This is a genomic window from Pseudomonas sp. Emmai (assembly GCF_055179735.1).
Map to the genome: position 1 here is coordinate 3,915,208 of NZ_CM143685.1, position 25,530 is coordinate 3,940,737.

At 61.9% G+C, this 25,530-nt stretch carries 21 protein-coding genes; 7 read left to right on the forward strand and 14 right to left on the reverse strand.

Annotation, left to right across the window (positions count from 1 at the left end; genetic code table 11):
- The first annotated feature begins 83 nt into the window (after positions 1-83).
- Positions 84-1,427: a CDP-diacylglycerol--serine O-phosphatidyltransferase gene (gene pssA / locus ACY4LX_RS18125; RefSeq protein ID WP_463257321.1), complete on the forward strand. Its 1,344-nt coding sequence runs from the start codon at positions 84-86 to the stop codon at positions 1,425-1,427.
- Between the two features lie 161 nt (positions 1,428-1,588).
- On the opposite strand, the gene efeO (ACY4LX_RS18130) is transcribed toward pssA, so the two are convergent.
- The 7 genes from efeO (ACY4LX_RS18130) to ACY4LX_RS18160 form a co-directional block, all read right to left on the reverse strand.
- Positions 1,589-2,413 (reverse strand): iron uptake system protein EfeO, encoded by an 825-nt coding sequence (gene efeO, locus ACY4LX_RS18130; protein WP_463257322.1) that lies wholly within the window; start codon positions 2,411-2,413, stop codon positions 1,589-1,591.
- A gap of 21 nt (positions 2,414-2,434) precedes the next feature.
- Entirely contained in the window at positions 2,435-3,730 is a 1,296-nt protein-coding gene (gene efeB / locus ACY4LX_RS18135) for an iron uptake transporter deferrochelatase/peroxidase subunit (protein ID WP_463257323.1), read from the reverse strand.
- Between the two features lie 18 nt (positions 3,731-3,748).
- Positions 3,749-4,948, reverse strand: a complete 1,200-nt coding sequence (gene efeO / locus ACY4LX_RS18140; protein ID WP_463257324.1) for an iron uptake system protein EfeO — start codon at positions 4,946-4,948, stop codon at positions 3,749-3,751.
- 8 nt (positions 4,949-4,956) lie between these two features.
- A complete protein-coding gene (efeU, locus tag ACY4LX_RS18145) occupies positions 4,957-5,796 on the reverse strand; it encodes an iron uptake transporter permease EfeU (protein WP_149662023.1) in 840 nt (279 codons plus the stop codon).
- Positions 5,797-5,909: 113 nt separating this feature from the next.
- Positions 5,910-6,917, reverse strand: coding sequence for a DUF3829 domain-containing protein (locus ACY4LX_RS18150; protein ID WP_463257325.1), 1,008 nt, complete (start codon positions 6,915-6,917; stop codon positions 5,910-5,912).
- Positions 6,914-8,638, reverse strand: coding sequence for a J domain-containing protein (locus ACY4LX_RS18155; protein WP_463257326.1), 1,725 nt, complete (start codon positions 8,636-8,638; stop codon positions 6,914-6,916). The genes ACY4LX_RS18150 and ACY4LX_RS18155 overlap by 4 nt, the downstream gene beginning before the upstream one ends.
- Complete coding sequence (locus ACY4LX_RS18160) at positions 8,635-10,338, reverse strand: molecular chaperone HscC (RefSeq protein ID WP_463260613.1); 1,704 nt, start codon at positions 10,336-10,338, stop codon at positions 8,635-8,637. Before ACY4LX_RS18160 ends, ACY4LX_RS18155 begins: the two co-directional genes overlap by 4 nt.
- Before the next feature lie 156 nt (positions 10,339-10,494).
- On the opposite strand from ACY4LX_RS18160, the gene ACY4LX_RS18165 reads away from it, so the two are divergent.
- The 6 genes from ACY4LX_RS18165 to ACY4LX_RS18190 all read left to right on the forward strand — a co-directional run bounded on the left by ACY4LX_RS18165 (position 10,495) and on the right by ACY4LX_RS18190 (position 17,533).
- Positions 10,495-11,511, forward strand: a complete 1,017-nt coding sequence (locus ACY4LX_RS18165; RefSeq protein WP_463257327.1) for an AraC family transcriptional regulator — start codon at positions 10,495-10,497, stop codon at positions 11,509-11,511.
- A gap of 314 nt (positions 11,512-11,825) precedes the next feature.
- Positions 11,826-13,490, forward strand: coding sequence for an AMP-binding protein (locus ACY4LX_RS18170; RefSeq protein ID WP_463257328.1), 1,665 nt, complete (start codon positions 11,826-11,828; stop codon positions 13,488-13,490).
- 16 nt (positions 13,491-13,506) lie between these two features.
- Entirely contained in the window at positions 13,507-14,268 is a 762-nt protein-coding gene (locus tag ACY4LX_RS18175) for an SDR family NAD(P)-dependent oxidoreductase (RefSeq protein WP_463257329.1), read from the forward strand.
- 12 nt (positions 14,269-14,280) lie between these two features.
- Positions 14,281-15,474 (forward strand): acetyl-CoA C-acyltransferase, encoded by a 1,194-nt coding sequence (locus tag ACY4LX_RS18180; protein ID WP_463257330.1) that lies wholly within the window; start codon positions 14,281-14,283, stop codon positions 15,472-15,474.
- A gap of 144 nt (positions 15,475-15,618) precedes the next feature.
- The gene (locus ACY4LX_RS18185) at positions 15,619-16,746 is read left to right on the forward strand and encodes an acyl-CoA dehydrogenase (protein WP_463257331.1); all 1,128 of its coding nucleotides are present in this window, start codon (positions 15,619-15,621) and stop codon (positions 16,744-16,746) included.
- A 13-nt stretch (positions 16,747-16,759) separates the two neighbouring features.
- Entirely contained in the window at positions 16,760-17,533 is a 774-nt protein-coding gene (locus ACY4LX_RS18190) for an enoyl-CoA hydratase (RefSeq protein WP_149662015.1), read from the forward strand.
- Between the two features lie 92 nt (positions 17,534-17,625).
- Here ACY4LX_RS18190 and ACY4LX_RS18195 read toward each other — a convergent pair whose 3' ends face one another.
- The 7 genes from ACY4LX_RS18195 to ACY4LX_RS18225 all read right to left on the reverse strand — a co-directional run bounded on the left by ACY4LX_RS18195 (position 17,626) and on the right by ACY4LX_RS18225 (position 25,439).
- Positions 17,626-18,777 carry an acyl-CoA dehydrogenase family protein gene (locus ACY4LX_RS18195; RefSeq protein WP_149662014.1) on the reverse strand — a complete coding sequence of 384 codons (1,152 nt, stop codon included), beginning with the start codon at positions 18,775-18,777 and terminating at the stop codon, positions 17,626-17,628.
- 3 nt (positions 18,778-18,780) lie between these two features.
- A complete protein-coding gene (locus ACY4LX_RS18200) occupies positions 18,781-19,887 on the reverse strand; it encodes an enoyl-CoA hydratase/isomerase family protein (protein WP_463257332.1) in 1,107 nt (368 codons plus the stop codon).
- 300 nt (positions 19,888-20,187) lie between these two features.
- Entirely contained in the window at positions 20,188-20,883 is a 696-nt protein-coding gene (locus tag ACY4LX_RS18205; RefSeq protein WP_463257333.1) for an HPP family protein, read from the reverse strand.
- A gap of 158 nt (positions 20,884-21,041) precedes the next feature.
- Positions 21,042-22,220 carry an MFS transporter gene (locus ACY4LX_RS18210; protein WP_463257334.1) on the reverse strand — a complete coding sequence of 393 codons (1,179 nt, stop codon included), beginning with the start codon at positions 22,218-22,220 and terminating at the stop codon, positions 21,042-21,044.
- A 21-nt stretch (positions 22,221-22,241) separates the two neighbouring features.
- Entirely contained in the window at positions 22,242-23,681 is a 1,440-nt protein-coding gene (locus ACY4LX_RS18215; protein ID WP_463260614.1) for an MmgE/PrpD family protein, read from the reverse strand.
- Positions 23,682-23,710: 29 nt separating this feature from the next.
- Entirely contained in the window at positions 23,711-24,598 is an 888-nt protein-coding gene (locus tag ACY4LX_RS18220) for a polysaccharide deacetylase family protein (protein WP_463257335.1), read from the reverse strand.
- Positions 24,591-25,439, reverse strand: coding sequence for a polysaccharide deacetylase family protein (locus ACY4LX_RS18225; RefSeq protein WP_463257336.1), 849 nt, complete (start codon positions 25,437-25,439; stop codon positions 24,591-24,593). Before ACY4LX_RS18225 ends, ACY4LX_RS18220 begins: the two co-directional genes overlap by 8 nt.
- Between the last annotated feature and the right edge of the window lie 91 nt (positions 25,440-25,530).

Below are 25,530 nucleotides of genomic sequence, written 5' to 3' on the forward strand. Positions count from 1 at the left end.
GCCTTCACAGACACTCACAAGACCCAAGGCGATCCATGGTGTAAGCTCTCGGGTTCTTCGGATTCGACCTTTTTGCGAGCCCTATGCCGTCGCTTTTCAAACGCTCTCTGCTGCCCAAACTGCGCAGTTTTCCGCTGACCGCCGATGCCGTCACCATCCTTTCTGGCGCCGCCGAATACCGGCGTTGCCTGCTGGAGAAGATCGCCCAGGCGACGCAGCGCATCTATATCGTCGCGTTGTACCTGCAACAGGACGAAGCCGGCCAGGAAATCCTCGATGCCTTGCACGCCGCCAAACTGGCGCGTCCGGAGCTGGACGTGGTGGTGGTCGTTGACTGGTTGCGCGCCCAGCGTGGCTTGATCGGCGCCGGCAAGCAGCCGGGCAACTCGGCGTGGTATCAGGAAATGACCCGCACCCACGCCAGCGTTGTGCCGGTGTATGGCGTGCCGGTGCAGACCCGCGAACTGTTCGGCGTGCTGCACTTGAAGGGTTTCGTGATCGACGATTGCGTGATCTACAGCGGCGCGAGCCTGAACAACGTTTACCTGCACAAATTCGACAAGTACCGCTACGACCGCTATCACCTGCTGCAGAACAGCGCGCTGGCCGATTCTATGCAGCACCTGATCCAGCACGGCCTGATCGCCTCCAAAGCGGTGCATCGCCTCGACCTGCCGAACCTGCCGACCACCCGCAGCCTGCGCAACGACATCGGCGACCTGCGCAGCCGCCTCAAGCACGCGACGTACGACACCACACTGGGCAGCACCGCCAAAGGTGGTCTGTCGGTCAGTCCGTTGCTCGGCGTAGGCAAGAACAACCCGCTAAGCCGGGTGATCTGCGAGTTGATCGCCAGCGCCCAGCATCAGCTGACCATCTGCACGCCGTACTTCAACTTGCCGCTGCAAGTCACCCGGGAAATCAACCGGGCCCTGGCCCGTGGGGTGAAGATCGACATCATCGTCGGCGACAAGACCGCTAACGACTTCTACATTCCGCCGAGCGAGCCGTTCAAAGTCATCGCGGCGCTGCCATACCTCTACGAGATCAGCCTGCGTCGCTTCGCCAAGCGCCATCAGCGCAACATCGACAGCGGCCAGTTGAACCTGCACCTGTGGCGCGACGGCGACAACACCTATCACCTCAAGGGCATGTGGATCGATCAGCGCTACACCTTACTGACCGGCAACAACCTCAACCCACGGGCGTTCCGGCTCGATCTGGAAAACGCCTTGCTGATCGACGACCCGAAAAGCGAATTGCAGGCACCGCGCAATAAAGAACTGGCAGAGATTTTCGAGAACACCCGGCGCGTCGAGCGTTACCTGGACCTCGAAACCCTGCCGGAATACCCGGCGGCGGTGGCCAAGTTTCTCAAGCGGGTGAGTCGGGTGCGGATTGAGCGGTTGCTCTATCGGATGTTGTGAGGAGCAGCACAGGCTGGTTGCTGTGTTGCTTTTGAGAATGCCTTCGCGGGCAAGCCTCGCTCCTACAGTGGTTTGGTGTCAAATCACAATAATGTGACCGACCCATAACCCTGTAGGAGCAAGGCTTGCCCGCGAAGGGGCCCAGCCAGACGCTAAAAAACTCAGTTCAGCCCCAGCTTCCCACGCAACGTCGACAAATCCTCAGCCAAGGTATTCACCGGTCCCACCAGTGCCTTACGGTCAGTTTCCTTCACCTTGTCGTAAGTCTCGAAACCACCATCCTTCGTCTTGTACTTGGCCAGGATCTTGTCCACGGTCGCAAAGTTCTTGTCGACTTTGGCGATGAACGCCGCGTCTTGCTTCTCGATCTGCGGGTGGAACAGGTCGACGATTTTCTTCGCGCCGTCGATGTTGCCCTGGAAGTCATAGAGGTCGGTATGGCTGTAGCGGTCTTCTTCGCCGGAAATCTTGGTCGCTGCAACTTCTTCCAGCAGGGCAGCGGCACCGCCGACGACTTTCTCAGGCGGGAAGGTCAGGCCGGCGACGCGGGCTTGCAGGTCCTTGACGTCTTTGTTCAGGCCGTCGGCCAGTGCGTCCAGACCCTGGGTGCTTTTTTCCGAGAACAGCGTGTATTCGATGCGGTGGAAACCGGTGAAGTCTTCGGCTTTCACGCCTTTTTCGTGGTCGTCGACCCGGGAGTCGATGGACGCATCCAGGTCACTGAACAGCTCGGCAATCGGTTCGATTGACTCGTAGAACACGCGGGTCGGTGCGTAGAGCTTTTGCGCGGTGGCCAGGTCGCCTTTTTTCACGGCGTCGGTGAATTTCTGGGTGTGTTCGCCCAGTTGGTCCAGTTGTTCGGTGACGTAGATCTTGTAGTCCGAGACCGGTCCCACCAGATCCAGCGGCGCCGTCGCCGCAAAAGCCGAAAACGGGGTGTTGAGCAAGCCAAGGGTCAGCATTAACGCGAGTGGCGACTTTTTCATGGGACGGTTCCGTGTTGGGGGTTATGCAGTTTTTGCGGGTTGTGTCGCGGCAAGCAGCGAGCGACCGATAAAGTCCTTGTCACCCGAGACACCCGGCAAGGTGAAGAAGTACCCGCCGCCCACTGGCTTGAGGTATTCCTCCAACGGTTCACCGTTGAGTCGGGTCTGGACGGTGATGAAGCCTTTTTCCAGGTCCGCCTGGTAGCAGATGAACAACAGGCCCATTTCGAGCTGGCCGTTCTTGTTCACGCCGTTGGAGTAGTTGAACGGCCGGCGCAGGATCAGGTTGGCCTGGGTCGCGGCGGTGCGCGGGTTGGCCAGGCGGATGTGCGCGTCGAGCTTGGTCAACTTGCCTTGCGGGTCCTTGGCGTAGTCCGGGACCTGGCCTTCATGCTCGCCGCCCATCGGTGCGCCGGTGCTTTTGACCCGGCCGAGGATGCTTTCCTGTTCCTGCAGGGGCGTGCGGTCCCAGCGTTCGACGAAGTTGCGGATGATCCGCACCGCTTGATAGCTGCCATTCGCAGCCCAGGCCGGTTCGTCGCTGCCAGGCTGGACCCAGACGATGCTGTCCATGGCCTTGGCATCGTTGGAATCGGGGTTGGCCGAGCCATCACGAAAGCCCAAAAAGTTACGCGCGCTTTGCGCCGGCACACCGGGTTTGGCCGGGGCTTGCGGCGGCACGCTGCCTTCCTGTTTCCAGCGCACCAGCAGCAGGTCCGGCAGGTTTTTCACGATGTCGCGCAGGGCGTGGATGTTGGTGTCGGTGGTGTTGGCGCAGAACTGCAAGCTCAAGTCGCCATGGCAGCAATCCGCTTCCAGGGCATCGTTGGGAAAACCGACCATGCGGATCAGGCGCTTGGGTTTGGCGTTGGCCAGGCCGAAGCGCTCGTCGAACAGCGACTCGCCGACGGACACGGTGATGGTCAGGTTGTCCGGCGTGACCACTGGGCCGAGGATTCCCGAATCCACCGGCGGCAACTTCGGATCGACCTGGGTCACCGGGCCGCCCTTCATCAGGAACGCGATGCGCTCGTTGAGAGTGCGGAACAGCCGCTCCAGGTCTTCCCGGTCGCTGGCCAGTACATCGAACGACACCAACATGCCCGACGCCGGGCGCGGCGTGACGATGCCGCTCTGGTGCTGGCCGTAAAAGGCGTGGCGGTCTTCGGTCTTTTCGCTGCTCGGGGCTTCGGTCACCTGGCTGGACGCGGCCATCGCCGGGCAGCTCAGGGCACCGCCGGCCAATGCGACACCGGCGGCGCCCATGCCCATCAATACGCGGCGACGCTGGGCGGAAAACTGTTCTAAGTCTTTCATCTAAAAGTCGTCTTCTGCTTACAGGCCGGAAAGGCCAAGGGCTGGATCGATTTCGTCGAGCAAGGTGGCCAGGGCCTTGGCCTTGTCGGCGATCTGTTTGCGCTGCTCGGCACTGACCGTGTCGTAGCTGGCGTAGCCATCCTTGACCTTGAAGCCGTTGAGTTCGGCGTCGAATGCGGCGATGGCGCTGTCGATCTTCGGCAGCAGCTCGGCGGCCGACTTGCTCAGCAACGGCCGCAACAGGTCGACCACTTTGCGGGTCACGTCGAGGTTGGCGACGAAGCCGTTCAGGTCGGTGTGGCTGTAGCGCTCCTCTTCACCGCTGCTGGCGCGTACGTCGGCGATGCTGTTGAGGGTGCGCACCACGATGCTCACCAACTGCTCCGGCGGCAGGGATTGGGCGAGCAATTGCTGTTTGAGCGTGGTGATGTCGATGATCAATTGCATGGCCACCGGCGTCAGGGCGTCGAGTTTGCGTTGCTGGAACAGCGCGTATTCGAGGCGATGGAAACCGGTGAAGGCCGGATCCTGTTCGCGTTTTTCGAAGTAATCGGCCCGGGCGTTGACGGCGTTGTCCAGCTCGGCCAGCCGCTGTGCCGCCGGAGCGATCCGCTGATACGCGACGCGGGCCGGCACGTAAAGCGCCTGGGCTTGCGCCAGGTCGCCGGCCTCGATGGCGTCTTTGAGCGCGGTCGTGGCTCTGATCAGCGCGCTGCTCTGGCTGCTCAGGTACACGCGAAATTCCGACAGCGGCCCGATGAACGCAACCATCGACGGCCGGGCCTTGGCGGCAGCATCGGAGGCTGCGGTCGGCGTCACGTGCAAGGTGCCGCGCGGGTTGCTCAGCAACCCGCAAGTGATCGCATAGTCGCCGGGGGCCAGGTTGGCGTTGATCACCTGGCTCAGGCCCGGCGCGATGTTTTCCCGCTCTTCGACCACCAGCACGCCGTCGAGGATTTCCCATTCCACCGCCCGGTCGGAGCGGTTGACGATGCGGAAACTCGAATGCCCGGCCGGGACCGTCAGCGCATTCGGCTCACAACTTTTAGGGTGAATGTTCACCACCACTTCATCGTGGTTGGTCTGGCGCTTGGCCGCGGCCATTTTCGAGGCGTAGTAGAACAGGCCGCCGGCCGCGATCATCACGATCACCGAACCGGCCACCGCCCAGCGCAGCGCGCGGGGAGGGGAAGCCACGGGAGGAGTTGGCGTTGACATGAAAGCCCTTACTGGCTGGAAACGGAAGAAGGTTGCTTGGTGGGCGCGGGGGCGGGGAGGAAGAACATCACCAGCGCCACCACCAGATAAATCAGATATGCGCCGAGGGTGCTGACGGTGGGTGCGTCCTGGTAACCGAACATGCCAGCCAGCACCGAGCCCAGCGGGCCGTCCATCGGCAGCGTGGCGCTGAAGTCGAAGAGCACGGTTTGCAGGTGATTCCACACGCCGGCTTCGTGCAGGGCTTGCACCGAGTTGGAGAGGATGCCGGCGGCCACCACGAGGATGAACAGGCCAGTCCAGCGGAAGAACGCGCCGAGGTTCAGGCGCATGCTGCCGGTATAGATGAGGAAGCCGACGATGATCGCCAGGACCAGACCGAGCAGGGCGCCAATCGGTGCCCCGGGGCCTTCGCTTTGCTGGAACACCGCGAGCAGGAAAAATACGGTTTCCAGGCCTTCCCTGGCCACGGCGAAAAACACCATCGCGATCAGCGCCGTGACCTGATGCTTGGAGCCGGCCAGGGCGTGATCGAGGGACACGTGCAGGGAATGCTTGATCGAACGCGCCACCTTGCGCATCCAGAACACCATCGAGCTGAGGATGCCGACGGCGACCAGACCGACGATGCCTTCGAACAGTTCCTGTTGCTTCTGCGGGAACTCGGCGCTCATCAACTCCAGGCCACCGCCGACCAGCAGGGCCAGCGCAGCGGCGAGAAACACGCCAATCCACACGGCGGGCATCCACTGGCCACGACCGGTCTGCTTGAGGTAACTGGCAATGATGCCGACGATCAACGCGGCTTCAATGCCTTCGCGCAGCATGATCAAAAAGGGAACAAGCATTCAGCACCGTAGTGTTAGTTAGGTTGCTAATTTGTAACATAATGACACTCATTCTCATATGCCATCTATTGACTTTAGCTGAACCTAAGCTGAACACCTGATCAAGTGCCCCTTTAAAACAGTGGATTCACCCGTTCGTTGTACACCTCTATCAATTGATCATAGCGGCGGCCGATCCGCTCATAGTCGTCACTCAATTGTTGCGGCGGGGCTTTGGCGGCCCAGTCGTCGCGCAGTGTGTTGATCGCGTCCAGGTAGTGCTTGCCGGGCAAGCGCACGTAGTTCCAGATGGTTTCCGGGTAATCGGCATTGCTGGTGGCCGGGTTGGCTTGCAGATATGCGCTGCCGTCGTCCCAGGCTTGTTGCAGCGCAAGGGTCGCGCCGCTCAGGTCATTGGCGCTAAAGCGCTGCTCGCGAACACGCTCGTCGAGCTTGAGCATCAGGGTTCGTGCTTCGAGCATGTAGGTGAGGATGTGCGCGTACTTGAGTTGATCCCGCGTCTTGAGCTGTTCGAGCTGGACCTGGCGCAGAGCCTGGTCCTGTGTATCCAACGCACGGCGCAGTTGGTCAGAGGCGACGAGGTAGTCGTTGACCAGCGGGATAAACAGGGCGTCGCGCTCGGACTTGTCTGCGGGGCTGACGGAATAGAGGGGTTTGGGGCTGAAAAAATCGAAGCTCCCGGCCGCTTCGTTGGCGGCCGTCAGCATCGCTTCAAAACGATTTTGCAACGGTAGCAACTCAGGTGCCGACTTCTGCAGATTGTCTTTTTGCGCGGTGTTCAGCCGACAGCCATACGCCGCGTGAACACTCGGGTAGTCAAGCCCCTCGCGCACGCTGACCATCGGCTCGAAGTCTTCGGGGAAACGCGCTTTCAGGGTCGGATCGACGGGTCTACCGCGCTTCAAGTAGTTGCTATAGGCATGACGCCAGCGGCTGTCGACCGCGTTCAGGCAGGCAATCAACGGACGCAGGGCAGTGGCTTTTTCCTGCTCTGCGAGGCCGGGCTGTTGGAGCCAACGCTGAATCGGCGCCAGCAGGGTGTTCTGATGTTCCCGCAACATGCCAAGAAAAGTCACTGTGAGCACGGCGGTGATGACGATTGCCTTGATGCGTCTGCTCATGGCCGACCCTCCCGTGCAGGCGATTGCCCATACCATTGCGCCTGGGTGGGGGCGATCCGGCATTCCTGACGGCTGTCCAGAGATCCGTTGCAGCCACGCTTGGCAAACGGTTGCAAACCTTGATCCGGGCCCATCAACTGACTGCTGACAATGATGTAAACCAGGAACGTCGTACCGATGACCCCGATCATCAGCGCTATCGATGCTGCCGCACTCAAGGCAGGCAGCCGCACCTCGGGCCGCTTGATGGTTAACGCTTGCGGCCAGGCCACGCGACTCAATCCGCCCAGCGTCAGCAGCACCACGGTGTAGCTGGCAAAGGCTGCTGCGCCACAGCAGGCCCAGGTCAGCGCCCCCATCAACCAACAAGGCAGCAACTCACGCAGCACCAGTGGAGCAGGGCGCCTGAAACTGAGCCGGGGCGATAAAACGCTGCTCAAGCGCACATCCAATGACCAGAACCGGTCCGCCATCGGGCACCAGGCCCACAGCAACGCCGCGCTGGGCGTCGCCAGCACACAGAGCCAGAACAGCATTGCGGCGAAGCTGGCGCCGAGCCCGGATTGATCACTGAGGTATTCACCGGCGGCCCACGTGAGCGATGCCCCAAGCAACCCGGCGAACATCGGCCAGGCGCGGCGGGGCTGCATCAGCGCCTTCCAGAAATACGGATCGCCGTTGGGCATGGCTTGGCATCGCGCCGGGTCCAGGCGCCGCAGCTTCTCGCTGAGCGTGCGGCAGGCGTTCCAGTCCGCTTCAAAGAAACGCCGAGCGAAGGCGCTTCGCTCGGTGTCGGTCATCGGCGTCAACAACAAGCGCGATGCGCGGCTCAGGGGATCACGATCATTCAGGACCGCCAGGCGTTCCAGTGTTTCAAGAAACGCTTGCTCGTCTTGACGCTGCACCAGTGCCGACCAATAAGCGGGCGGGCAACGCCCTCCATTTTCGGCCGCATTCCACTGCTGATGGGAGCACAGCGTTTCGAACACATGCTGCGACCAGAAACTCGACTCCAACAGTAAACGGGCCAACGTTGCATTGAACCAGTCGTGGCGTTCGAACGACTGCAGCCAGTCGACTTTCTTAAGCACCCGATAGCGCTTGATGAAGGCGTCGACCTGGCCTGCGTCCATCAGCTCGCGCAAACCCTCTTCCACATGCTCGCAGTGTGCGCGAAGCACCCACTCAAGCTCGTGCGGCGATAAATCCGGGCGTTGCCAGGCGGTGAACCAGCGGAACTGCTCCATCCCCCAGGCGATCAACAATCGCCTGTCGTCGCGCGGTGACAGGCATAACGTCAGTAACTGATCTTCGAACTCCCGGCTGCAATGAGACACCCGGGCCTGGGCCAGACGCTGATCGAGTTGATCAGCCGTAACGTCTTCGAGTAACTGCGCCGCCCGATGTGCGCCGTGGGTGCGCTCAACCTCCAGATGCTCCAGCTCAAAACTGAGCACCGGTTCAAGCAGCGGCGCGGCAGGCTCTGTTTCCGTGGTGACGGGGTGCTGAGTGAGCGGCGCCATCGCCGGTTCACGAGGCCTCGACTCCATCGCCGGTTCGCGGCGGCTCCATTCCAGCGCCTGTTCGTAGGCTTCGCGCAGACGCTGAAAACCGCTGGGGTCTTCATCCGGACGGTGGACTTTGAGCAGGGTTGCGTATTGGCGCTTGATGCTGCGTGAATCGGCATCGGCTTCCAGCCCCAGAATGGCCCAGCAATTCACCGCCACACGCCTTGTTCCAGCTCATCGAGCTGTTGCGTCAGTTGCAGGCGCAGTTCGCGAATCGCGCGTTCATCCTGGGTATCGAGCACTTGCTGGAAGCGATTGGCGATTTGATCGATGCGTTGGCGCAAATCGCCGAGGCTTTCCTGATACAGCCGCTCGAGACGGGCATTGAGCAGGCTGTTGACCTGCTGCTCGCGCGGATGAACCTTGAGGTTGGCCAGTGCGGCCAGGCGTTGCTGGATCTCATCGGGAGCGAGGACGCCGGGGTTGTTTTCGATCACCAGGGCCCGGCGCTCACCCGTGCGGTTGATCAGCGCCTCGGCTTCGAGCAGGCCGTTGTTATCGTAGGTGAAGCGTACATCGATGCTAATCTCGCCCGCCGGCGCCACGGGCACCTCAATGTCCATTTCCCCCAGGTAAATGTTTTCTTTTACCCAGCGACTTTCGCCCTGATAGATCTTCAACTGCACCACGCGCTGATGGTGGCGCAGGGTAGAGACCGTTTTGACCCGGCTCACCGGCACCACACAGTTACGCTCGATAATCGGCAGGTAGTGACCGGCTTGCGCATTTTCGCCGACGCTGACGGCGACTTCGATACCGAGGGTGTACGGGCAAACGTCGGTCAACACCACCTCTTCCAGTGCCGCATCCCGGGCCTTGAGGGCCGCTTGCACCGCCGCGCCCAGGGCAATCGATTCGTCCGGGTTGAGCGCAATCGAAGGAAACCGGCCGAACAGCCCGGCGACCATGCGCCGAATCATCGGCATGCGGGTCGTACCGCCCACCAGCAGCACTTCATCCAGCTCCGACGGCCGAATGCGCGCGTCGCGCAGCGCGGTTTCGATCGGCGTGCGCAGACGCATCAGCAGCGGCGCGCAGAGGTCGGCCAGTTGCGCCTGGGTGAACGTCTGCTCCCATTGGCCGTCGCCATGGCGCAGGACGAAGGTCGCGCTGTCGGCCTGGCCAAGGGCATGGCGCACACGCTCGGCTTCGCGGCGCAAACGATGGGCGATCGTCGGCTCGGTCAGCGAGGGCAGGTCGATGCGATTGGCGTGGGCGGCGGTAAACGCCTGCACCAGCACGGTGTCGAAGTCTTCACCGCCGAGAAAGTTATCGCCGGCGCTGGCGCGCACTTCCATGACGCCATCGAACAGTTCGAGGATCGACACATCGAATGTACCGCCACCGAGGTCGAACACCAGGAACGAACTGGCGCTGTCACGTTGATGCAGTCCGTAGGCAAGGGCGGCCGCCGTCGGTTCGTTGATCAGCCGTTCGACCTTGAGCCCGGCCAGTTCGCCAGCGATTTTCGTGGCTTTGCGCTGCCCGTCATTGAAATAGGCGGGGACGCTGATGACGGCTTCAGTGACCGTTTCGCCATAGTGGCGCTCGACGTCTTCCTTCAGGCTGCGCAGCACCAGTGCCGACAATTCTTCCGGGCGGAACGAGCGGGTGCCAAGGCGCAGTTCATGGGCACTGCCCATGTGGCGCTTGAACAATGCCGCCGTCAGGTGAGGATGCGTCTGCAAACGCTCTTTGGCGGCCTGACCGACCAGCACCCGACCCTCGTCATCGAGGCCCACCACGCTTGGGGTCAACAGGCTTTCCAGGGCGTTGGGGACCAGTTCGGGCGCGCCATTGCGCCACACCGCAACCAGGCTGTTGGTCGTGCCCAAATCAATGCCGACGATCATAACGTTCACAACTCCATGTCCATTACCGGAATTCCCGGCAACAGCCTATCGGCCATCCGCTGCGGTAATTGAGTCGGCTTTTGCACAAGACTGGCTTTTTACGGCGTGCTGCCTAAGATGGCCGACAGATTATTCAGTGCGCTCGAGTGACGTTCAATGTCGGAAAAGGACACCATCTCTATCCAACTGGTGCGCGAAGCGCTGCTGCAAAGCTGCGCCCCCGGCACCGCGACTGACGAGGTGTTGCATAAAGTCGGCATCGATCCGGCGTTGCTGTTGACCCCCGGCGCCCGGGTTCCGGCCACCGCATACGCTCGTTTGTGGCGGCTGCTGGCCCGGCGCGGCGACGATGAGTTTTTCGGTATGGACCCGCGCCAGCTCAAATCCGGCAGCCTGGCGTTTCTGTGTCGCTGCGCCATGGTCCAGCCGAACCTCGCCGCAGGCCTCACTTCGGGCCTGGACTTCTTGTCATTGATGCTCGAACACCTGCCCGCGCAACTGGTGCGCCAGCAAAGCCTGGCGGAAATCGTCTTGCTCGAAGACGACCAGGACCCACGTCGGGCCTTCACCTATTTCACCTACTGGATGATCGTGCACGGCGTCGCCTGTTGGCTGGCGGGGCGGCGGATTCCGATCATGGCCATCGAACTGCGCTGCCCGGCGCCGGATTTTTGCGATGACTATCAGGTGATGTTTTCCGAGAACCTGCGCTTCGACCGGCCGCGCACACGGATGATTTTCGCCGCCGATTGCCTGGACCTGCCGATCAAGCGCAGCCCCGAAGAGCTCAAACGCTTCCTGGCTCACGCGCCGGCCAACATCCTGGTCAAATACCGCGACCCGGAGAGCCTGGCCAGTCGGATCAAGCATGACCTGCGGCAACTGCCCGCCGAGCAATGGCCGGAAACCGAAGCCCTGGCGCAGCAATTGTGCATGTCCGCCTCGACGCTACGCCGGCGCCTGGCCGAAGAAGGGCAGACCTGGCAGGGCCTCAAAGACAGCGTGCGCAAGGAGTTGGCCATTGTCTGGCTGGCCGAACCCTCAATCAGCTTTGTCGAGATAGCGGCGCGCTTGGGGTTTGCTGATGCGAGTTCGTTCTACAAGGCGTTTCGCAAGTGGTCGGGGACCAATCCGGGGCACTATCGGAGCCTTATCCTTAACGAAGCCAGCTAGACACCGATCGTTCCCACGCTCCGCGTGGGGATGCCTCAATGGACGCTCTGCGTCCGCTGTTGGGACGCGGAGCGTCCCGGGCTGCATTCCCACGCAGAGCGTGGGAACGATCAGGGGGTGTGTACGCCCCGGTCCTGTAGGAGCGAGGCTTGCCCGCGAAGGCGGCCTTCCAGGCGCCACGCCTCTCAATCCTTGGCCAAACCAGTCACGCAACTTGATAGCTTTGACCATTGCCCCACACCCCGCGCAGCGCGAGTATTCCTCTGTTAATTACGGTTCCCCCCACCTAATAAAAATACAGAGGGATTCTGGCAATGCGCGATTACTTGTCTGCCACATCGAAGTTCGATTACCAGCACACCGTAAATGCCGCGCTCGACGGCGATTTGACGGCGCTTAATGCCTGTATTGAATGCTGCGACCGCCATGCATTGCCGGGGCGCATCGCGCTGTTCTGGGAAGGCCGCGACGGCTCCAGCGCGACCTACACCTTCAGCGATTTGCAGGACAAAGCCGCGCGTTTCGCCAATTTTCTCCTGGCCCAGGGCGTGCAGAAGGGTGACAAGGTCGCCGGCCTGCTGCCACGCAACATCGAATTGCTGATCGCCGTGTTCGCCACCTGGCGCATCGGCGCGGTCTATCAGCCGTTGTTTACCGCGTTCGGCCCGAAAGCCATCGAACACCGTTTGAGCAGTTCCTGCGCCAAAGTGGTGGTCACCGACGCGGTCAATCGGCCAAAACTCGCGGAAGTCGCCGATTGCCCGACCATCGTTACCGTCGGCGGGCCCAAAGGGCAGGGCATCGTGCGGGGCGACTACAGTTTCTGGGCCGAACTGGCCAACTATTCCTCCGAGTGCGAACCGGTACTGCTGAGCGGCGAAGACCCGTTCCTGCTGATGTTCACCTCGGGCACCACCGGCCCGTCGAAAGCCTTGTCCGTACCGCTCAAAGCCATCGTCGCGTTCCAGAGCTACACCCGCGACGCCGTGGACCTGCGCCCGGAAGACGCGTTCTGGAACGTCGCCGATCCGGGTTGGGCCTACGGCATTTATTTCGGCGTGACCGGCCCGATGTCGATGGGGCATCCGATCACCTTCTACGATGGCCCGTTCACCCTCGAAAGCACCTGCCGGGTGATCAACAAATACGGGATCACCAACCTCACCGGCTCGCCGACCGCTTACCGTTTGCTGATTGCCGGCGGCGACGAGTTCGCCAAGTCGATCAAGGGCCGGCTGCGCATTGTCAGCAGCGCGGGCGAGCCGCTGAACCCGGAAGTGATCCGCTGGTTCGCCGACAACCTCGGCGTGGTGATCCACGACCATTACGGCCAGACCGAGCTCGGCATGGTCCTGTGTAACCACCATGGCCTGGACCACCCGATCCACATGGGCGCCGCCGGTTTTGCCTCGCCGGGCCACCGCATCGTGGTGCTGGACGATGAGTACAAGGAACTCGGCGTCGGCCAACCTGGCATCCTGGCCATCGACCGCACCCAGTCGCCGATGTGCTGGTTCAACGGCTATGAAGGCGCGCCGACCAAGGCCTTCGTCGGCAACTATTACCTGAGCGGCGACACCGTCGAGTGGAACCCGGACGGCAGCATCAGCTTCGTCGGCCGCAGCGACGATGTCATCACCACCTCCGGTTACCGCGTCGGCCCGTTCGACGTGGAAAGTGCATTGATCGAACACCCGGCCGTGATCGAAGCCGCCGTGGTCGGCAAACCTGACCCGGAACGCACCGAGCTGGTGAAAGCCTTCGTCGTGATCTGCGAGCAGTACCGCGCCACACCCGAGCTGGCCGAAGAGTTGCGCCAACACGTGCGCAAGCGCCTGGCCGCGCACTCATACCCCCGTGAAATCGAATTTGTCAGCGAGTTGCCGAAAACCCCAAGCGGCAAATTGCAGCGCTTTATCTTGCGCAACCAGGAAATCGCCAAGGCTCAAGAGGCCGCGGCTCACAAAGCTTCTGCTTGAATCGAAGGAAAATTAGATGCAGATCGAAAACAAGGTTTTTCTCGTCACCGGCGGCGCGTCCGGCCTGGGTGCCGCCACCGCTGAAATGCTGGTGACTGCCGGCGCCAAAGTGATGCTGGTGGACATGAATGCCGAGGCCGTTGCGGCTCAGGCTCAGCGTCTGGGCGCGCAAAGCGTGGTGGCCGATATCAGCAACGAAGCCGCCGCCGAAGCCGCTGTTGCGGCGACGGTGAAGGCCTTCGGTGGCCTGCACGGCCTGGTGAACTGCGCCGGCATCGTGCGGGGCGAGAAGATCCTCGGCAAAAACGGCCCGCACGGGTTGGCCAGTTTCAGCCAGGTGATCAACGTCAACCTGATCGGCAGCTTCAACATGCTGCGCCTGGCCGCGGCGGCCATCGCTGAAACCGAAGCGGATGCTGACGGCGAACGCGGCGTGATCATTAACACTGCATCGGCGGCCGCCTACGACGGCCAGATCGGTCAAGCCGCCTACGCCGCGTCCAAAGGCGCCATCGTCAGCCTGACCTTGCCCGCCGCCCGTGAACTGGCGCGCTTCGGCATCCGCGTGATGACCATCGCTCCCGGCATCTTCGAAACACCGATGATGGCCGGCATGACCGACGAAGTCCGCGCATCCCTGGCCGCTGGGGTGCCGTTTCCGCCGCGCCTCGGTAAACCGGGCGAGTACGCCGCGCTGGTCAGGCATATCATTGAAAACAGCATGCTCAACGGCGAGGTGATCCGTCTCGACGGTGCCTTGCGTATGGCCGCCAAGTAAGGAGGATTTGTCATGACCCTTTCCAACGATCCGATTGTTATCGTCAGCGCCGTCCGCACCCCGATGGGCGGTTTCCAGGGCGAACTGAAAAGCCTGACCGCGCCGCAACTCGGTGCGGCGGCTATCAAGGCTGCCGTTGAGCGTGCCGGCGTCGCTGCCGACGCGGTCGATGAAGTCCTGTTCGGTTGCGTATTGCCCGCCGGCCTCGGCCAGGCGCCGGCACGTCAGGCCGCATTGGGTGCCGGGCTGGATAAGTCGACCCGTTGCACCACCGTGAACAAGATGTGCGGTTCCGGTATGGAAACCACGATCCTTGCCCACGACATGCTGGTCGCCGGCAGTGCCGAAGTGGTGATCGCCGGTGGCATGGAAAGCATGTCCAACTCGCCGTACCTGCTGGACCGCGCCCGCAGCGGTTATCGCATGGGCCATGGCCGGGTGCTGGATTCGATGTTCCTCGACGGCCTCGAAGACGCCTACGACAAAGGGCGTCTGATGGGCACCTTCGCCGAAGATTGCGCCGAGACCAACGGTTTCACCCGTGAAGCCCAGGACGCGTTTGCCATCGCCTCGACCACTCGCGCACAGCAGGCGATCAAGGACGGCAGCTTCAAGGCCGAAATCGTGCCGCTGACCGTGACCGTCGGTAAAGAACAGGTGCTGGTCAGCCACGACGAACAGCCGCCGAAAGCCAAACTGGACAAGATCGCCTCGCTGAAACCCGCGTTCCGCGACGGCGGCACCGTGACCGCGGCCAACTCCAGTTCGATTTCTGACGGTGCGGCGGCGTTGGTGCTGATGCGTCAGTCCGAGGCGCAGAAGCGTGGGCTCAAGCCCTTGGCGGTGATTCACGGCCACGCGGCGTTTGCCGATACCCCGGGCCTGTTCCCGGTGGCGCCGGTCGGTGCGATCAAGAAACTGATGAAGAAAACCGGTTGGTCATTGGACGAAGTCGAGTTGTTCGAAATCAACGAAGCGTTCGCGGTCGTCAGTCTGGTGACCATGACCAAACTGGAAATCCCCCACGAGAAGGTCAACATCCATGGCGGCGCTTGCGCCTTGGGCCACCCGATCGGTGCGTCCGGCGCGCGGATCCTCGTGACCCTGCTCTCGGCCCTGCGCCAGAAAGGCCTGAAACGCGGCGTTGCAGCGATTTGCATCGGCGGCGGTGAAGCCACCGCCATGGCCGTGGAATGCCTCTATTGATGCGCCCCCGTTCTCTGTAGGAGCGAGGCTTGCCCGCGAAGGCGTCCGTCCAGTCGATATTGATGTTGACTGACACACCGTCTTCGCGGGCAAGCCTCGCTCCTACAATGAAAGGCGCACCAAGGCTCAAATTAAGGATTCACCATGATTCCCAATGACGAACAAATGCAGATCCGCGAAGCCGCCCGGCAATTCGCGCAGGAGCGGCTCAAACCGTTCGCCGCCGAATGGGACCGTGAGCATCGCTTCCCCAAAGAAGCCATCGGCGAGATGGCCGAGCTGGGTTTCTTCGGCATGTTGGTGCCCGAAGAGTGGGGCGGTTGCGACACCGGTTACCTGGCCTACGCCATGGCCCTGGAAGAAATCGCTGCCGGCGACGGCGCTTGCTCGACGATCATGAGCGTGCACAACTCGGTCGGTTGCGTGCCGATCCTCAAGTACGGCACCGACGAACAGAAAGAACGCTTCCTCAAGCCACTGGCGAGCGGTTCGATGCTCGGCGCCTTTGCCCTGACCGAGCCCCAGGCCGGTTCCGACGCCAGCGGTTTGAAAACCCGTGCGCGTCTGGAAGGCGATCACTACGTGCTCAACGGTTGCAAACAGTTCATCACCTCCGGGCAGAACGCCGGGGTGGTGATCGTGTTCGCCGTGACTGATCCAAGCGCCGGCAAACGCGGGATCACCGCGCTGATCGTGCCCACCGATTCACCGGGCTACACAGTCGCCCGGGTCGAGGACAAGCTCGGTCAGCACGCCTCTGACACCTGCCAGATCCTGTTCGAAGACGTGAAGGTGCCGGTCGCCAACCGTCTGGGCGAGGAGGGCGAAGGTTACCGGATCGCCCTGGCCAACCTGGAAGGCGGGCGGGTCGGCATCGCGTCGCAATCGGTGGGCATGGCTCGCGCGGCGTTTGAAGCGGCTCGCGATTACGCCCGTGAGCGCGAGAGCTTCGGCAAGCCGATCATCGAGCACCAGGCTGTCGCATTCCGCCTGGCGGACATGGCGACCCAGATCGCCGTGGCCCGGCAGATGGTGCATTACGCCGCCGCGCTGCGAGATAGCGGCAAACCGGCCCTGGTCGAAGCCTCGATGGCCAAACTGTTCGCCTCGGAAATGGCCGAGAAGGTATGCTCCGCCGCGCTGCAAACCCTGGGCGGTTACGGTTACCTGAACGACTTCCCGCTGGAGCGGATCTACCGCGACGTACGGGTGTGCCAGATCTACGAAGGCACCAGCGATATTCAGCGCATGGTTATTTCGCGCAATCTTTAAGAAGGAAATCTTTATGACCTATGAAACGATTTTGCTGGAAACCCACGGCCGCGTTGGCCTGATCACCCTCAACCGTCCGCAAGCCTTGAACGCGTTGAACGCACAGATCGTCAGCGAACTGAATCACGCCCTCGATGGCCTGGAAGCCGATTCCAACATCGGTTGCATCGTGCTGACCGGCTCGAAAAAAGCCTTCGCCGCCGGTGCCGACATCAAGGAAATGGCCGAGCTGACCTACCCGCAGATCTACCTCGATGACCTGTTCAGCGACAGCGACCGCGTGGCCAATCGCCGCAAGCCGATTATTGCCGCCGTTAACGGCTTCGCACTGGGCGGTGGCTGTGAATTGGCGCTGATGTGCGACTTCATCCTCGCCGGCGACAACGCCAAATTCGGCCAGCCGGAAATCAACCTCGGCGTACTGCCGGGCATGGGCGGAACCCAGCGCCTGACCCGCGCCGTGGGCAAGGCCAAAGCCATGGAAATGTGCCTCAGCGGCCGCTTGATCGATGCGGTGGAAGCGGAACGTTGCGGGATTGTTGCGCGGATCGTGCCGGCCGATGAGCTGCTGGACGAAGCGCTGAAAGTCGCGGCGTTGATTGCCAAGAAGTCGTTGCCGATTGCCATGATGATCAAGGAAAGCGTGAACCGCGCGTTTGAAGTCAGCCTGTCGGAAGGTGTGCGCTTTGAGCGCCGAGTGTTCCACGCGGCGTTTGCGACGCAGGACCAGAAGGAAGGGATGGCGGCTTTTATTGCCAAGCGTGAAGCCGAATTCCAAGGCAAGTGATGTAGCGTTCCGATCGTTCCCACGCAGAGCGTGGGAACGATCAACGTCAACAATCTGTAGGAGCGAGGCTTGCCCGCGAAGCTTTTAAGGCTTCACACCAGATAGTTCTTCAGTTCCCTCGCAATCACCATCCGCTGTATCTCGCTCGACCCTTCATAAATCTGCGTAATCCGCGCATCCCGGTAATAACGCTCCACCGGGTAATCCTCCAGATACCCGTAACCGCCATGAATCTGCATCGCTGAGGAACACACCTTCTCGGCCATTTCCGACGCAAACAACTTGGCCTGTGACGCCTCCGACAGACACGGCTTGCCGGCACTGCGCAACCGCGCGGCGTGCAGGATCAACAACCGCGCCGCGTTCAGCCGGGTGTGCATGTCCGCCAGCATATTCGCGATGCTCTGGTGTTCGTTGATCGTCTTGCCGAATTGCACCCGCTCCCGGGAATAGGTCAGCGCCGCTTCAAACGCCGCACGGGCGATGCCCAGTGCCTGCGCGGCGATGCCGATGCGGCCGCCTTCGAGGTTGGAGAGGGCGATGGCCAGGCCTTTGCCGCGATCACCCAGCAGGTTGGCTTCGGGAATCGTGCAATTGCTCAGGGTCACCGCGCAGGTGTCGGAAGCGCGGATGCCCATCTTGTGTTCGGTACGATCCACGATGAAACCCGGCGTTTCGGTCGGCACCAGGAACGCCGAGATGCCGCGTTTGCCCAGGTCCGGATCGGTCACCGCAAACACAATCGCCAGTTTCGCCCGCTTGCCGTTGCTGACGAATTGCTTGGCGCCGTTGAGCACCCACTGGCCGTCCCGCAGTTCGGCGCGGGTGCGCAGGTTGTGGGCTTCGGAGCCGGCTTGCGGTTCGGTCAGGCAGAAGCAGCCGATGGCCTGACCGCTGGCCAGGTCCGGCAGCCAGGTTTTTTTCTGTTCTTCAGTGCCGTAGTTCAAAACCGGCCCACAACCCACGGAGTTGTGGATGCTCATCAACGCGCCGGTAGCACCGTCGCCGGCCGAAATCTCTTCCACAGCCAGGGCGTAAGCGACGTAATCAACGTAAGTGCCGCCCCATTCCTCGGGCACCACCATACCCAGCAGACCCAATTCACCCATCTTCGCCACCAGAGCGTCGTCGATCCAGCCAGCCTTTTCCCAAGCCTGGGCGTGGGGCGCGATCTCGCCACGGGCAAAGTCCCGGGCCATGTCGCGGATCATCACTTGCTCTTCGCTCAATTCGATATCGTGCATGACTCAGTTCCCGCTCTGCTCAAAACCGGTGAAGAAACTCTCGACGTGCTCGGCATGCAGCGCCTGCAAGGTCGGCGGGTTCCAGCGCGGTTTTTTGTCTTTGTCGATCAGCAAGGCGCGCACGCCTTCGATCAGGTCGCCGCGCTCAAACCACTGACGGTCCAGGTGCAGCTCAAGGGCGAAGCATTGTTCCAGGCTCAGCTTGCGCCCGCGCCGAAGCATTTCCAGGGTTACGCCCATGGCCAGCGGCGAACGGCTTTCCAGCAGGTCGGCGGTGGTTTTCGCCCATTCGTGGCTGTCGGCGACGGTTACTTCGCGCAGTTGCTCCACCATACTCGCCACGTCCGGCAGGGCGAAGAAGTGGTCGATGGCCGGGCGCAGCGCAATCAGCGGCGCGTCGGACAGCTGTTGCACGGCGAGTTTGGCCAGCACGCCTTGCAGGTCCTTGAGCGGCGATTCGCGCCATTCAAGTTGATCGAGTTTTTCGTCCAGCGTGCCCAGCTTGACGCTTTCCAGGTACCAGTCGGCCAGGCCGCAATACAGCGCATCGGCGGCGCGGATCTGCACGCCGCTCACGCCCAGGTAAATCCCCAGTTCGCCGGGAACCCGTGGCAGGAAGTGACTGCCGCCAACATCCGGGAAATAACCAATGGCCACTTCCGGCATCGCCAGACGGCTGCGCTCGGTCACCACGCGCATGTCGGCGCCTTGCACCAGGCCCATGCCGCCGCCCAGCACATAGCCGTCCATCAAGGCCAGGACCGGTTTGCAGTAGTGGTGGATGGCGAGGTCGAGGGCGTATTCCTCGACGAAGAAGTCTTCGTGCAGGGTCTCGCCGTTTTTGTAGCTGTCGTACAGCGAACGAATATCGCCGCCGGCACAGAAGGCTTTCTCGCCAGCGCCGCGCAACACCACGGCGTTGACCTGCGAATCCTCGGCCCAGGCATCGAGCTGGCGTTGCAGGCGGCGGACCATGTCCAGGGTGAGGGCGTTGAGACCGGCGGGGCGATTGAGGGTCAGATGACCAATGCGATTGCGAACCTCGGCCAGCACTTCAATTTGCGTGGCATCCATGGCAACGGCCTCCTGGGATGAAACCTGAGCAGTCATCGATAACTCCCTGCTTTTATTGTTCTTTATAGAGAAACTCGCGCGCGAGCGATGCTGGATCGTAACAGTGCAAATTTGTGATGTACAACCGGCATACGTGCAGGTTCTTTCTGCGTTTTTACCTTAGTGCAAAATCAAAAGATCGCAGCCTGAATAGTTTATTGAAGGCGCACGAACCCTGTGGCGAGGGAGCTTGCTCCCGTTGGACTGCGCAGCAGGCCCTTTCTTTGATGGGAAAAACGAGGGCCGCTTCGCAGCCCAGCGGGAGCAAGCTCCCTCGCCACAGGGGCTGGTGTTTGTTCAGGTTCTGCTGCTGAGCACTTCACTGATACTACGCCGCTTGGCATGCAATTCACTGGCGTGAATCAACTGCTCAAGGTCTTGCGGGGTGACGTCGAAAAACGCCTCCATTTCCGCCAACGCCAGTTTCAAATCCTCGGCGGTAATCGCCTGACTGTCCGCCGACGGCATGACCGGCACAGCCTCTGCCGGGCGCTTGGGATAGCGAATCCGCGTCAGGTTGTTATACGCCAGCGCACTGAGCAGCATCGCCGAGGCACTGAGCATCACCGGGCCGAGGGCTTTCCAGTCCAGGGCGATGGTCGCCGGGTCGGCCAATACCAACAACAACGCCAAGGCGCCGGCCGGTGGGTGCAGGCAACGCAGCCAGCACATCAACATCAGTGCCATGCCCGCCGCCAGGCAAGCGCTGCCCAGGGTTCGGCCGAGCACGTGCGCCACCAGCAGTGAAACCACCCCGGCGCTCAAATAACCGCCGAGGATCGACCACGGCTGGGCGAGGGCGCCGGAGGACACGGCGAACAGCAGCACCGCCGAAGCACCCAGCGGCCCGACCAGGTGCTGCGCCACTTCAATGCCGAACACCTGGCTGCACAGCCAGACGCTGAACAGCGTGCCCAGGGACATGCCGATGGCCGCGCGGCTCCATTCCGAAGGGCGGGTGTTGATGGCGGCGGGTAACCAGCGAGCGAACATGAGGTTGATCCGTTGACAAAAAACCTAAGCAAAAAAAAGGCTTAGCTGGGAAACCCAGAAAGCCCTTGAAGGTGTTCCAACTATTGGGGGAGGAACGGGGCACAGTGTGCCGCCCATTCCATCTGCTGACAAATTCATATTAATGCAGTTTCAGTGCATTATTTTTGCAGTATGGCCACCCGCCGACCGGCCATGAAACACAGTGATCCGCCCATGGCCGTCAACGCACAGAGGCCGTAGAACATCGTCGGCGCCGGGGTGTGCATCAGCAGGAAACCGCAAATCACCGGACTCAACGCGCCACCCAACGCCGCCAGGTTTTGCGCGCCGTAGTAACTGCCACGCAGCTCTTCCGGGGCCAGGGTGTCGACGAACAGGAATTCCGCCGGGTAAATGATCATTTCCCCGAGGGTGAAAATGAACATCGCCACACACCAGCTCACCAAGCCATCGGCCACGCTGAAACCGATCAACCCGAGGATGAACAGACTGGTGCCACCGGCAATCCAGTAGCGCAGTTGTTCACGCTTGAGGAAGCGGCCGATCTGGTATTGCAGCAGGATCACGCTGATGGCGTTGCAGGCGAGCAGGGCGGCCATGGTTTCCAGGGCGCGCTTGGAATCGTGGGTCACCAGCAGGTATTGCGACAGGTACAAGGTGAAACGGCCGTGAACCACGGTGCTGAACAGGCAGCCGCAGGTGAACATGATCAGTGTGCGGTCGTTCTTTAGCGTGGTCAGGGTCTTGAGAAAGCTTTGCGGCTGGCCGATGGCGGGCGCCCGCGCGGGGTCTTTCGGGATCCCGCTCATCAGGAAGATGCTGAAGAACGCGATACCACCGGCAATCAGGAACGGCGCAATCGGGTACACCCCGGCGATCACCACGCCGAGCATGGGACCGGTGGCGTAGCCGATGTTGGTCAAGGTGTAGCGCAGGGAAAACGCCTTGGCCCGTTGGCCCATGGGCAGGTTTTCACTGAGGATCGCCTTGGAGCCGATCAGGAACAACGCCGAGGCGGTTTCGGTGATCACCAGAGTGGCGGTGGTCAGGTAGAGGTTCTCGGCGAAGGTCAGCAGCACAAAGCCAATGGCGCTGGAGAGCATGGCCAGGATCAAGAGCCGGCGCTTTTCCAGGCGATCAATGATGTATCCGCCGTAGAGCGCGAGCAAGGTGGCGATAAACACCGCGATGCCCAGCAGCAGGCCAACGTCCTGTTGGTTGAGGCCGAGTTTGTTGCTCAGGAACAGCGTAAGCAACGGGCTGGTGATGGCGCGGCTGACGACGATGGTCAGCGAGCAGATCATCAGCCGGCGGATAACGAGCGAGTAAGTGGCCACGGTGGTGCACAAGTCCTTGTCTTAGTGATGATCGTTCCCACGCTCGGCGTGGGAATGCCTTACCGGACGCTCTGCGTCCGATTCTGGAACGCGGAGCGTCCCGGGCTGCATTTCCACGCGGAGCGTGGGAACGATCGATGTTTCAATAGAGTCCAGTTCTTCCAACCGCCACAACTGCCCCAGCAACTCTTCAGCCTGCCGCCGCACCATCACCCGTCCGGCCAGACTGAAAAACTTCTCTTCCAGCGCCGCATCACTCAGCGGATTGCCCGGCGCCCCCAGCGGCACCTCGACGCACAGGCTCGCCTGCCGACCGTCCACGGTCCGCACGCTCACCACGGGCTCGCCATCCTCGGACAGTTGCGGGTCCACTTCAAGCCGGATGCGCGACATCCACTGCGCCAAACGCGGGTCGCTGCGACGGGCATCGTCATAGGCTTCCAAGCGGCAGTGGCCAAGGACCAGCCGTGCGGCGAGGGCGTAGCGCAAGCTCATTTGCGCCGCTGCCAGACTGACGATGTCCTGCCCGCCGCACATGTCCTGCAGGAACCCGCACAGCGACACCTCAATGTCCTCGACCTGATCGGCGCTGACCTGCAACTGTGTCAACAGCAAGCCGAGGGCATCGATGGCCGAATGCGTCCCGCGACACGCGGCGTAGGGCTTGATCGAGCAGCGGGCGAGTTTCCACATCTTGCCCAGATCCGCATTCAGCGCTTCGGGCACGGCCGCATCGCCCGCGAGGGTCTTGAGGAAACCGCCCCAGACATCCTCGAACAACTTCGTCGGCCCGGTGATGCCGCGCTGGGCAAACCGCGTGGCCAGCAAACCACCTTCGGCAGCGCGACCGCTGTGGAGTTTTTTGCTTTGGGAACCGTCATGGATAAAGGCCCAAAGCCCACCGCTGAAACTGCCGGCAATGCCGAGGGCCGACAGGGTTTGTGCCGCATCCAGGCCGAGGATCCGCGCACTGGCCGCCGCTGCGCCGAACACGCCGCAGGTGGCCGTCGAATGCCAGCCGGCGCCGTTATGCGCCGAATAACTGCCGCAGGCTTCAAGCACCCGACGGCCAACTTCGTAGCCGATGACCACGGCGGTGATGAACTCGCGGCCATTGACCGGTTTCTCCGCCATCGACACCGCGGCCATCACCGCCGGCAACACCACCGCGCCGGAATGGTCGCAGCCACCGGTATCGTCCAGTTCCAGGGCATGGGCGGCGATGCCGTTGAGCATCGCGGCTTGCGCAGCACCGACGTGCCAATCGGTGCCCCAGACCGGCGTGTTGCCGGTTTCGCCTTCGAACACTCGGCGCGCCTGTTTCGCCACATCGCTGGCAGCCCCGGCCAGGGTCGCGCCGAAGGTGTCGAGGATGTGCCGCTTGGCTTGCTCAACCAGCGCCGGCGGCAAATCCTCAAATCGCGTATCAACGCAAAATTGCGCCAGGTGCTCCATGCGCATCACGCCTTGGTAGGCACTGCCGAACTCACTCATACCCCGTAATCCCGATAATGCCGCTCATACACCGCCGCCGGATGATCCTCCGTCACAGCCACCCCCGAATCCGCCCACCATTGCGCGACCTCGCCAGCGGTGGCGATCCATACGTCCTGATGCAGTTGAATCCCCTGCAGCAACTCGCGCAGCACGCCAATCCGCCCCGGTGTCGCGATGATCTCCGGGTGCAGGCGCAGCACGTAACACAGGCCGAACCGATAAAACCCGGCGAAGTCCATTTGCAGGTTGCCCAGGGTGTGGCTGTAGGACGCAATCCGCGATTGCGCGGGTGGCACGGCAGGGCTGAGGTTGAAGGCGAAGTAGGGTTCGTCTTCCAGTTCGTAGTGCAGTGGCAACTCGATCACCTCGGGCGCCGTCGGGTGGGCGAACGGCAAATCATCGCCGCGCCAGGACGATGACCAGCGAATGCCTTGGCTCCGCAGCGCCTCGATAAACCCCGGTGCGCCGTTGCCGGCGGGGATGCGAAATCCGGTTGGACGCATGCCGGTGAGCGCGGTCAAGGCGTCGCAACCTTTGGCGATCTCAGCGCTCTGCTCGGCGAGCGTCAGGGTGTCGTAGTTCTGATGGCGATACCCGGCGCAGGCAATCTCATGTCCACCGGCCAGGATCGCTTTTATAGGCTCGGGATTTTCTTCGGCGACGATCCCGGGAATGCACCAGCTACTGCTGACGCCCAATTCTTCAAATAAACCGAGTAAACGATCCACGCCGCGCTGGCTGCCGTAGCGCCAGACCGACAGCGTCTTGTCGCGCCCGGCGACTTCCGGGGCCTGGGTCAGGATGCCGTGGATGTCGTTGTAATCGACGGTCAGCACGACCGCGCAGCGGTGGCCGTTGGGCCAGACGGTGGAATCAGCCATGGTGATGCTCCTTGAGCCACCACTGGGCGACATCGCGGCAGGTGGCGAACCACACGTCGTCGCGCTGGCGCATGTGTTCGAAGAGTTTTTCCAGCAACAGGATGCGTCCCGGTTTGCCGGTGATCTTGGGGTGGAACAGGGTGGTCAGGCACAGCCCTTCATCCATCGCGCCGTCGAATTCACGGCGCCAATTGTCCAGGGTCAGCGCGTAGCTGGCGGTGCGATCCAGCCCGGAAGGAAAGTCCGGGGCGCGGGTGTAGGCGAGGGAGGCGTAGTCGTCCATTTCCCAGCGGCCGGGGATTTCCACCAACGGCGTGTCGAAGCCGGGGACGTTGACCAGATAAGGTCGGTCATCGCCACGCATGCTGCTGGAATAGGTCACGCCGGCTTCCACCAGCATCGCCGGGGTTTCGGCGCGCCAGTCGCCGGACGGCGTGCGGAAACCTTCGGCGCGGATGTTCAGGTGCTTCCAGAACACCTCACGGGATTTCTTCATCACGTCCTTCTGCTGGTCCAGCGTCAGGGCGTAAAAGGATTCATGTTTGTAGCCGTGGTACGCCACCTCATGCCCGCGCTCGACAATCGCCTGGCACTGTTTTGGCCAGTTCTCCACGACCCAGGCCGGGACGAAGAAGGTCGTCGGGATCTGGAAGGCGTCGAGCAAGTCGAGGATTCGTGGCAGCGCGCGATAAGGGCCATAACCGCCGAAGCCGAAGTACTCGGGCTTGCGCCAGATCGAGCCGTTGAGCATGGCATCGCCGGTCGGGCCGTCGAGGTCGAAAGCCAGGGCCAGGCAAGCCTTGTGCGGGGCGGGCCAGGTGGGTTGTAGCGAGGAGGACATCAGGTGGCTCTCCATTGATGTTCAGGTAAAACACAATCCCCGTAGGGGCGAGGCTTGCTCGCGAAGAGGCCGGCACATTCAACATCGTCGT

Excerpts from the sequence above, each read along its gene's own strand:
- pssA (WP_463257321.1), top strand. The coding sequence starts at position 84 with ATGCCGTCGCTTTTCAAACGCTCTCTGCTGCCCAAACTGCGCAGTTTT.
- efeO (WP_463257322.1), bottom strand. The coding sequence starts at position 2,413 with ATGAAAAAGTCGCCACTCGCGTTAATGCTGACCCTTGGCTTGCTCAAC.
- efeB (WP_463257323.1), bottom strand. The coding sequence starts at position 3,730 with ATGAAAGACTTAGAACAGTTTTCCGCCCAGCGTCGCCGCGTATTGATG.
- efeO (WP_463257324.1), bottom strand. The coding sequence starts at position 4,948 with ATGTCAACGCCAACTCCTCCCGTGGCTTCCCCTCCCCGCGCGCTGCGC.
- efeU (WP_149662023.1), bottom strand. The coding sequence starts at position 5,796 with ATGCTTGTTCCCTTTTTGATCATGCTGCGCGAAGGCATTGAAGCCGCG.
- ACY4LX_RS18150 (WP_463257325.1), bottom strand. The coding sequence starts at position 6,917 with ATGAGCAGACGCATCAAGGCAATCGTCATCACCGCCGTGCTCACAGTG.
- ACY4LX_RS18160 (WP_463260613.1), bottom strand. The coding sequence starts at position 10,338 with ATGATCGTCGGCATTGATTTGGGCACGACCAACAGCCTGGTTGCGGTG.
- ACY4LX_RS18165 (WP_463257327.1), top strand. The coding sequence starts at position 10,495 with ATGTCGGAAAAGGACACCATCTCTATCCAACTGGTGCGCGAAGCGCTG.
- ACY4LX_RS18170 (WP_463257328.1), top strand. The coding sequence starts at position 11,826 with ATGCGCGATTACTTGTCTGCCACATCGAAGTTCGATTACCAGCACACC.
- ACY4LX_RS18175 (WP_463257329.1), top strand. The coding sequence starts at position 13,507 with ATGCAGATCGAAAACAAGGTTTTTCTCGTCACCGGCGGCGCGTCCGGC.
- ACY4LX_RS18180 (WP_463257330.1), top strand. The coding sequence starts at position 14,281 with ATGACCCTTTCCAACGATCCGATTGTTATCGTCAGCGCCGTCCGCACC.
- ACY4LX_RS18185 (WP_463257331.1), top strand. The coding sequence starts at position 15,619 with ATGATTCCCAATGACGAACAAATGCAGATCCGCGAAGCCGCCCGGCAA.
- ACY4LX_RS18190 (WP_149662015.1), top strand. The coding sequence starts at position 16,760 with ATGACCTATGAAACGATTTTGCTGGAAACCCACGGCCGCGTTGGCCTG.
- ACY4LX_RS18195 (WP_149662014.1), bottom strand. The coding sequence starts at position 18,777 with ATGCACGATATCGAATTGAGCGAAGAGCAAGTGATGATCCGCGACATG.
- ACY4LX_RS18200 (WP_463257332.1), bottom strand. The coding sequence starts at position 19,887 with ATGACTGCTCAGGTTTCATCCCAGGAGGCCGTTGCCATGGATGCCACG.
- ACY4LX_RS18205 (WP_463257333.1), bottom strand. The coding sequence starts at position 20,883 with ATGTTCGCTCGCTGGTTACCCGCCGCCATCAACACCCGCCCTTCGGAA.
- ACY4LX_RS18215 (WP_463260614.1), bottom strand. The coding sequence starts at position 23,681 with ATGCGCATGGAGCACCTGGCGCAATTTTGCGTTGATACGCGATTTGAG.
- ACY4LX_RS18220 (WP_463257335.1), bottom strand. The coding sequence starts at position 24,598 with ATGGCTGATTCCACCGTCTGGCCCAACGGCCACCGCTGCGCGGTCGTG.
- ACY4LX_RS18225 (WP_463257336.1), bottom strand. The coding sequence starts at position 25,439 with ATGTCCTCCTCGCTACAACCCACCTGGCCCGCCCCGCACAAGGCTTGC.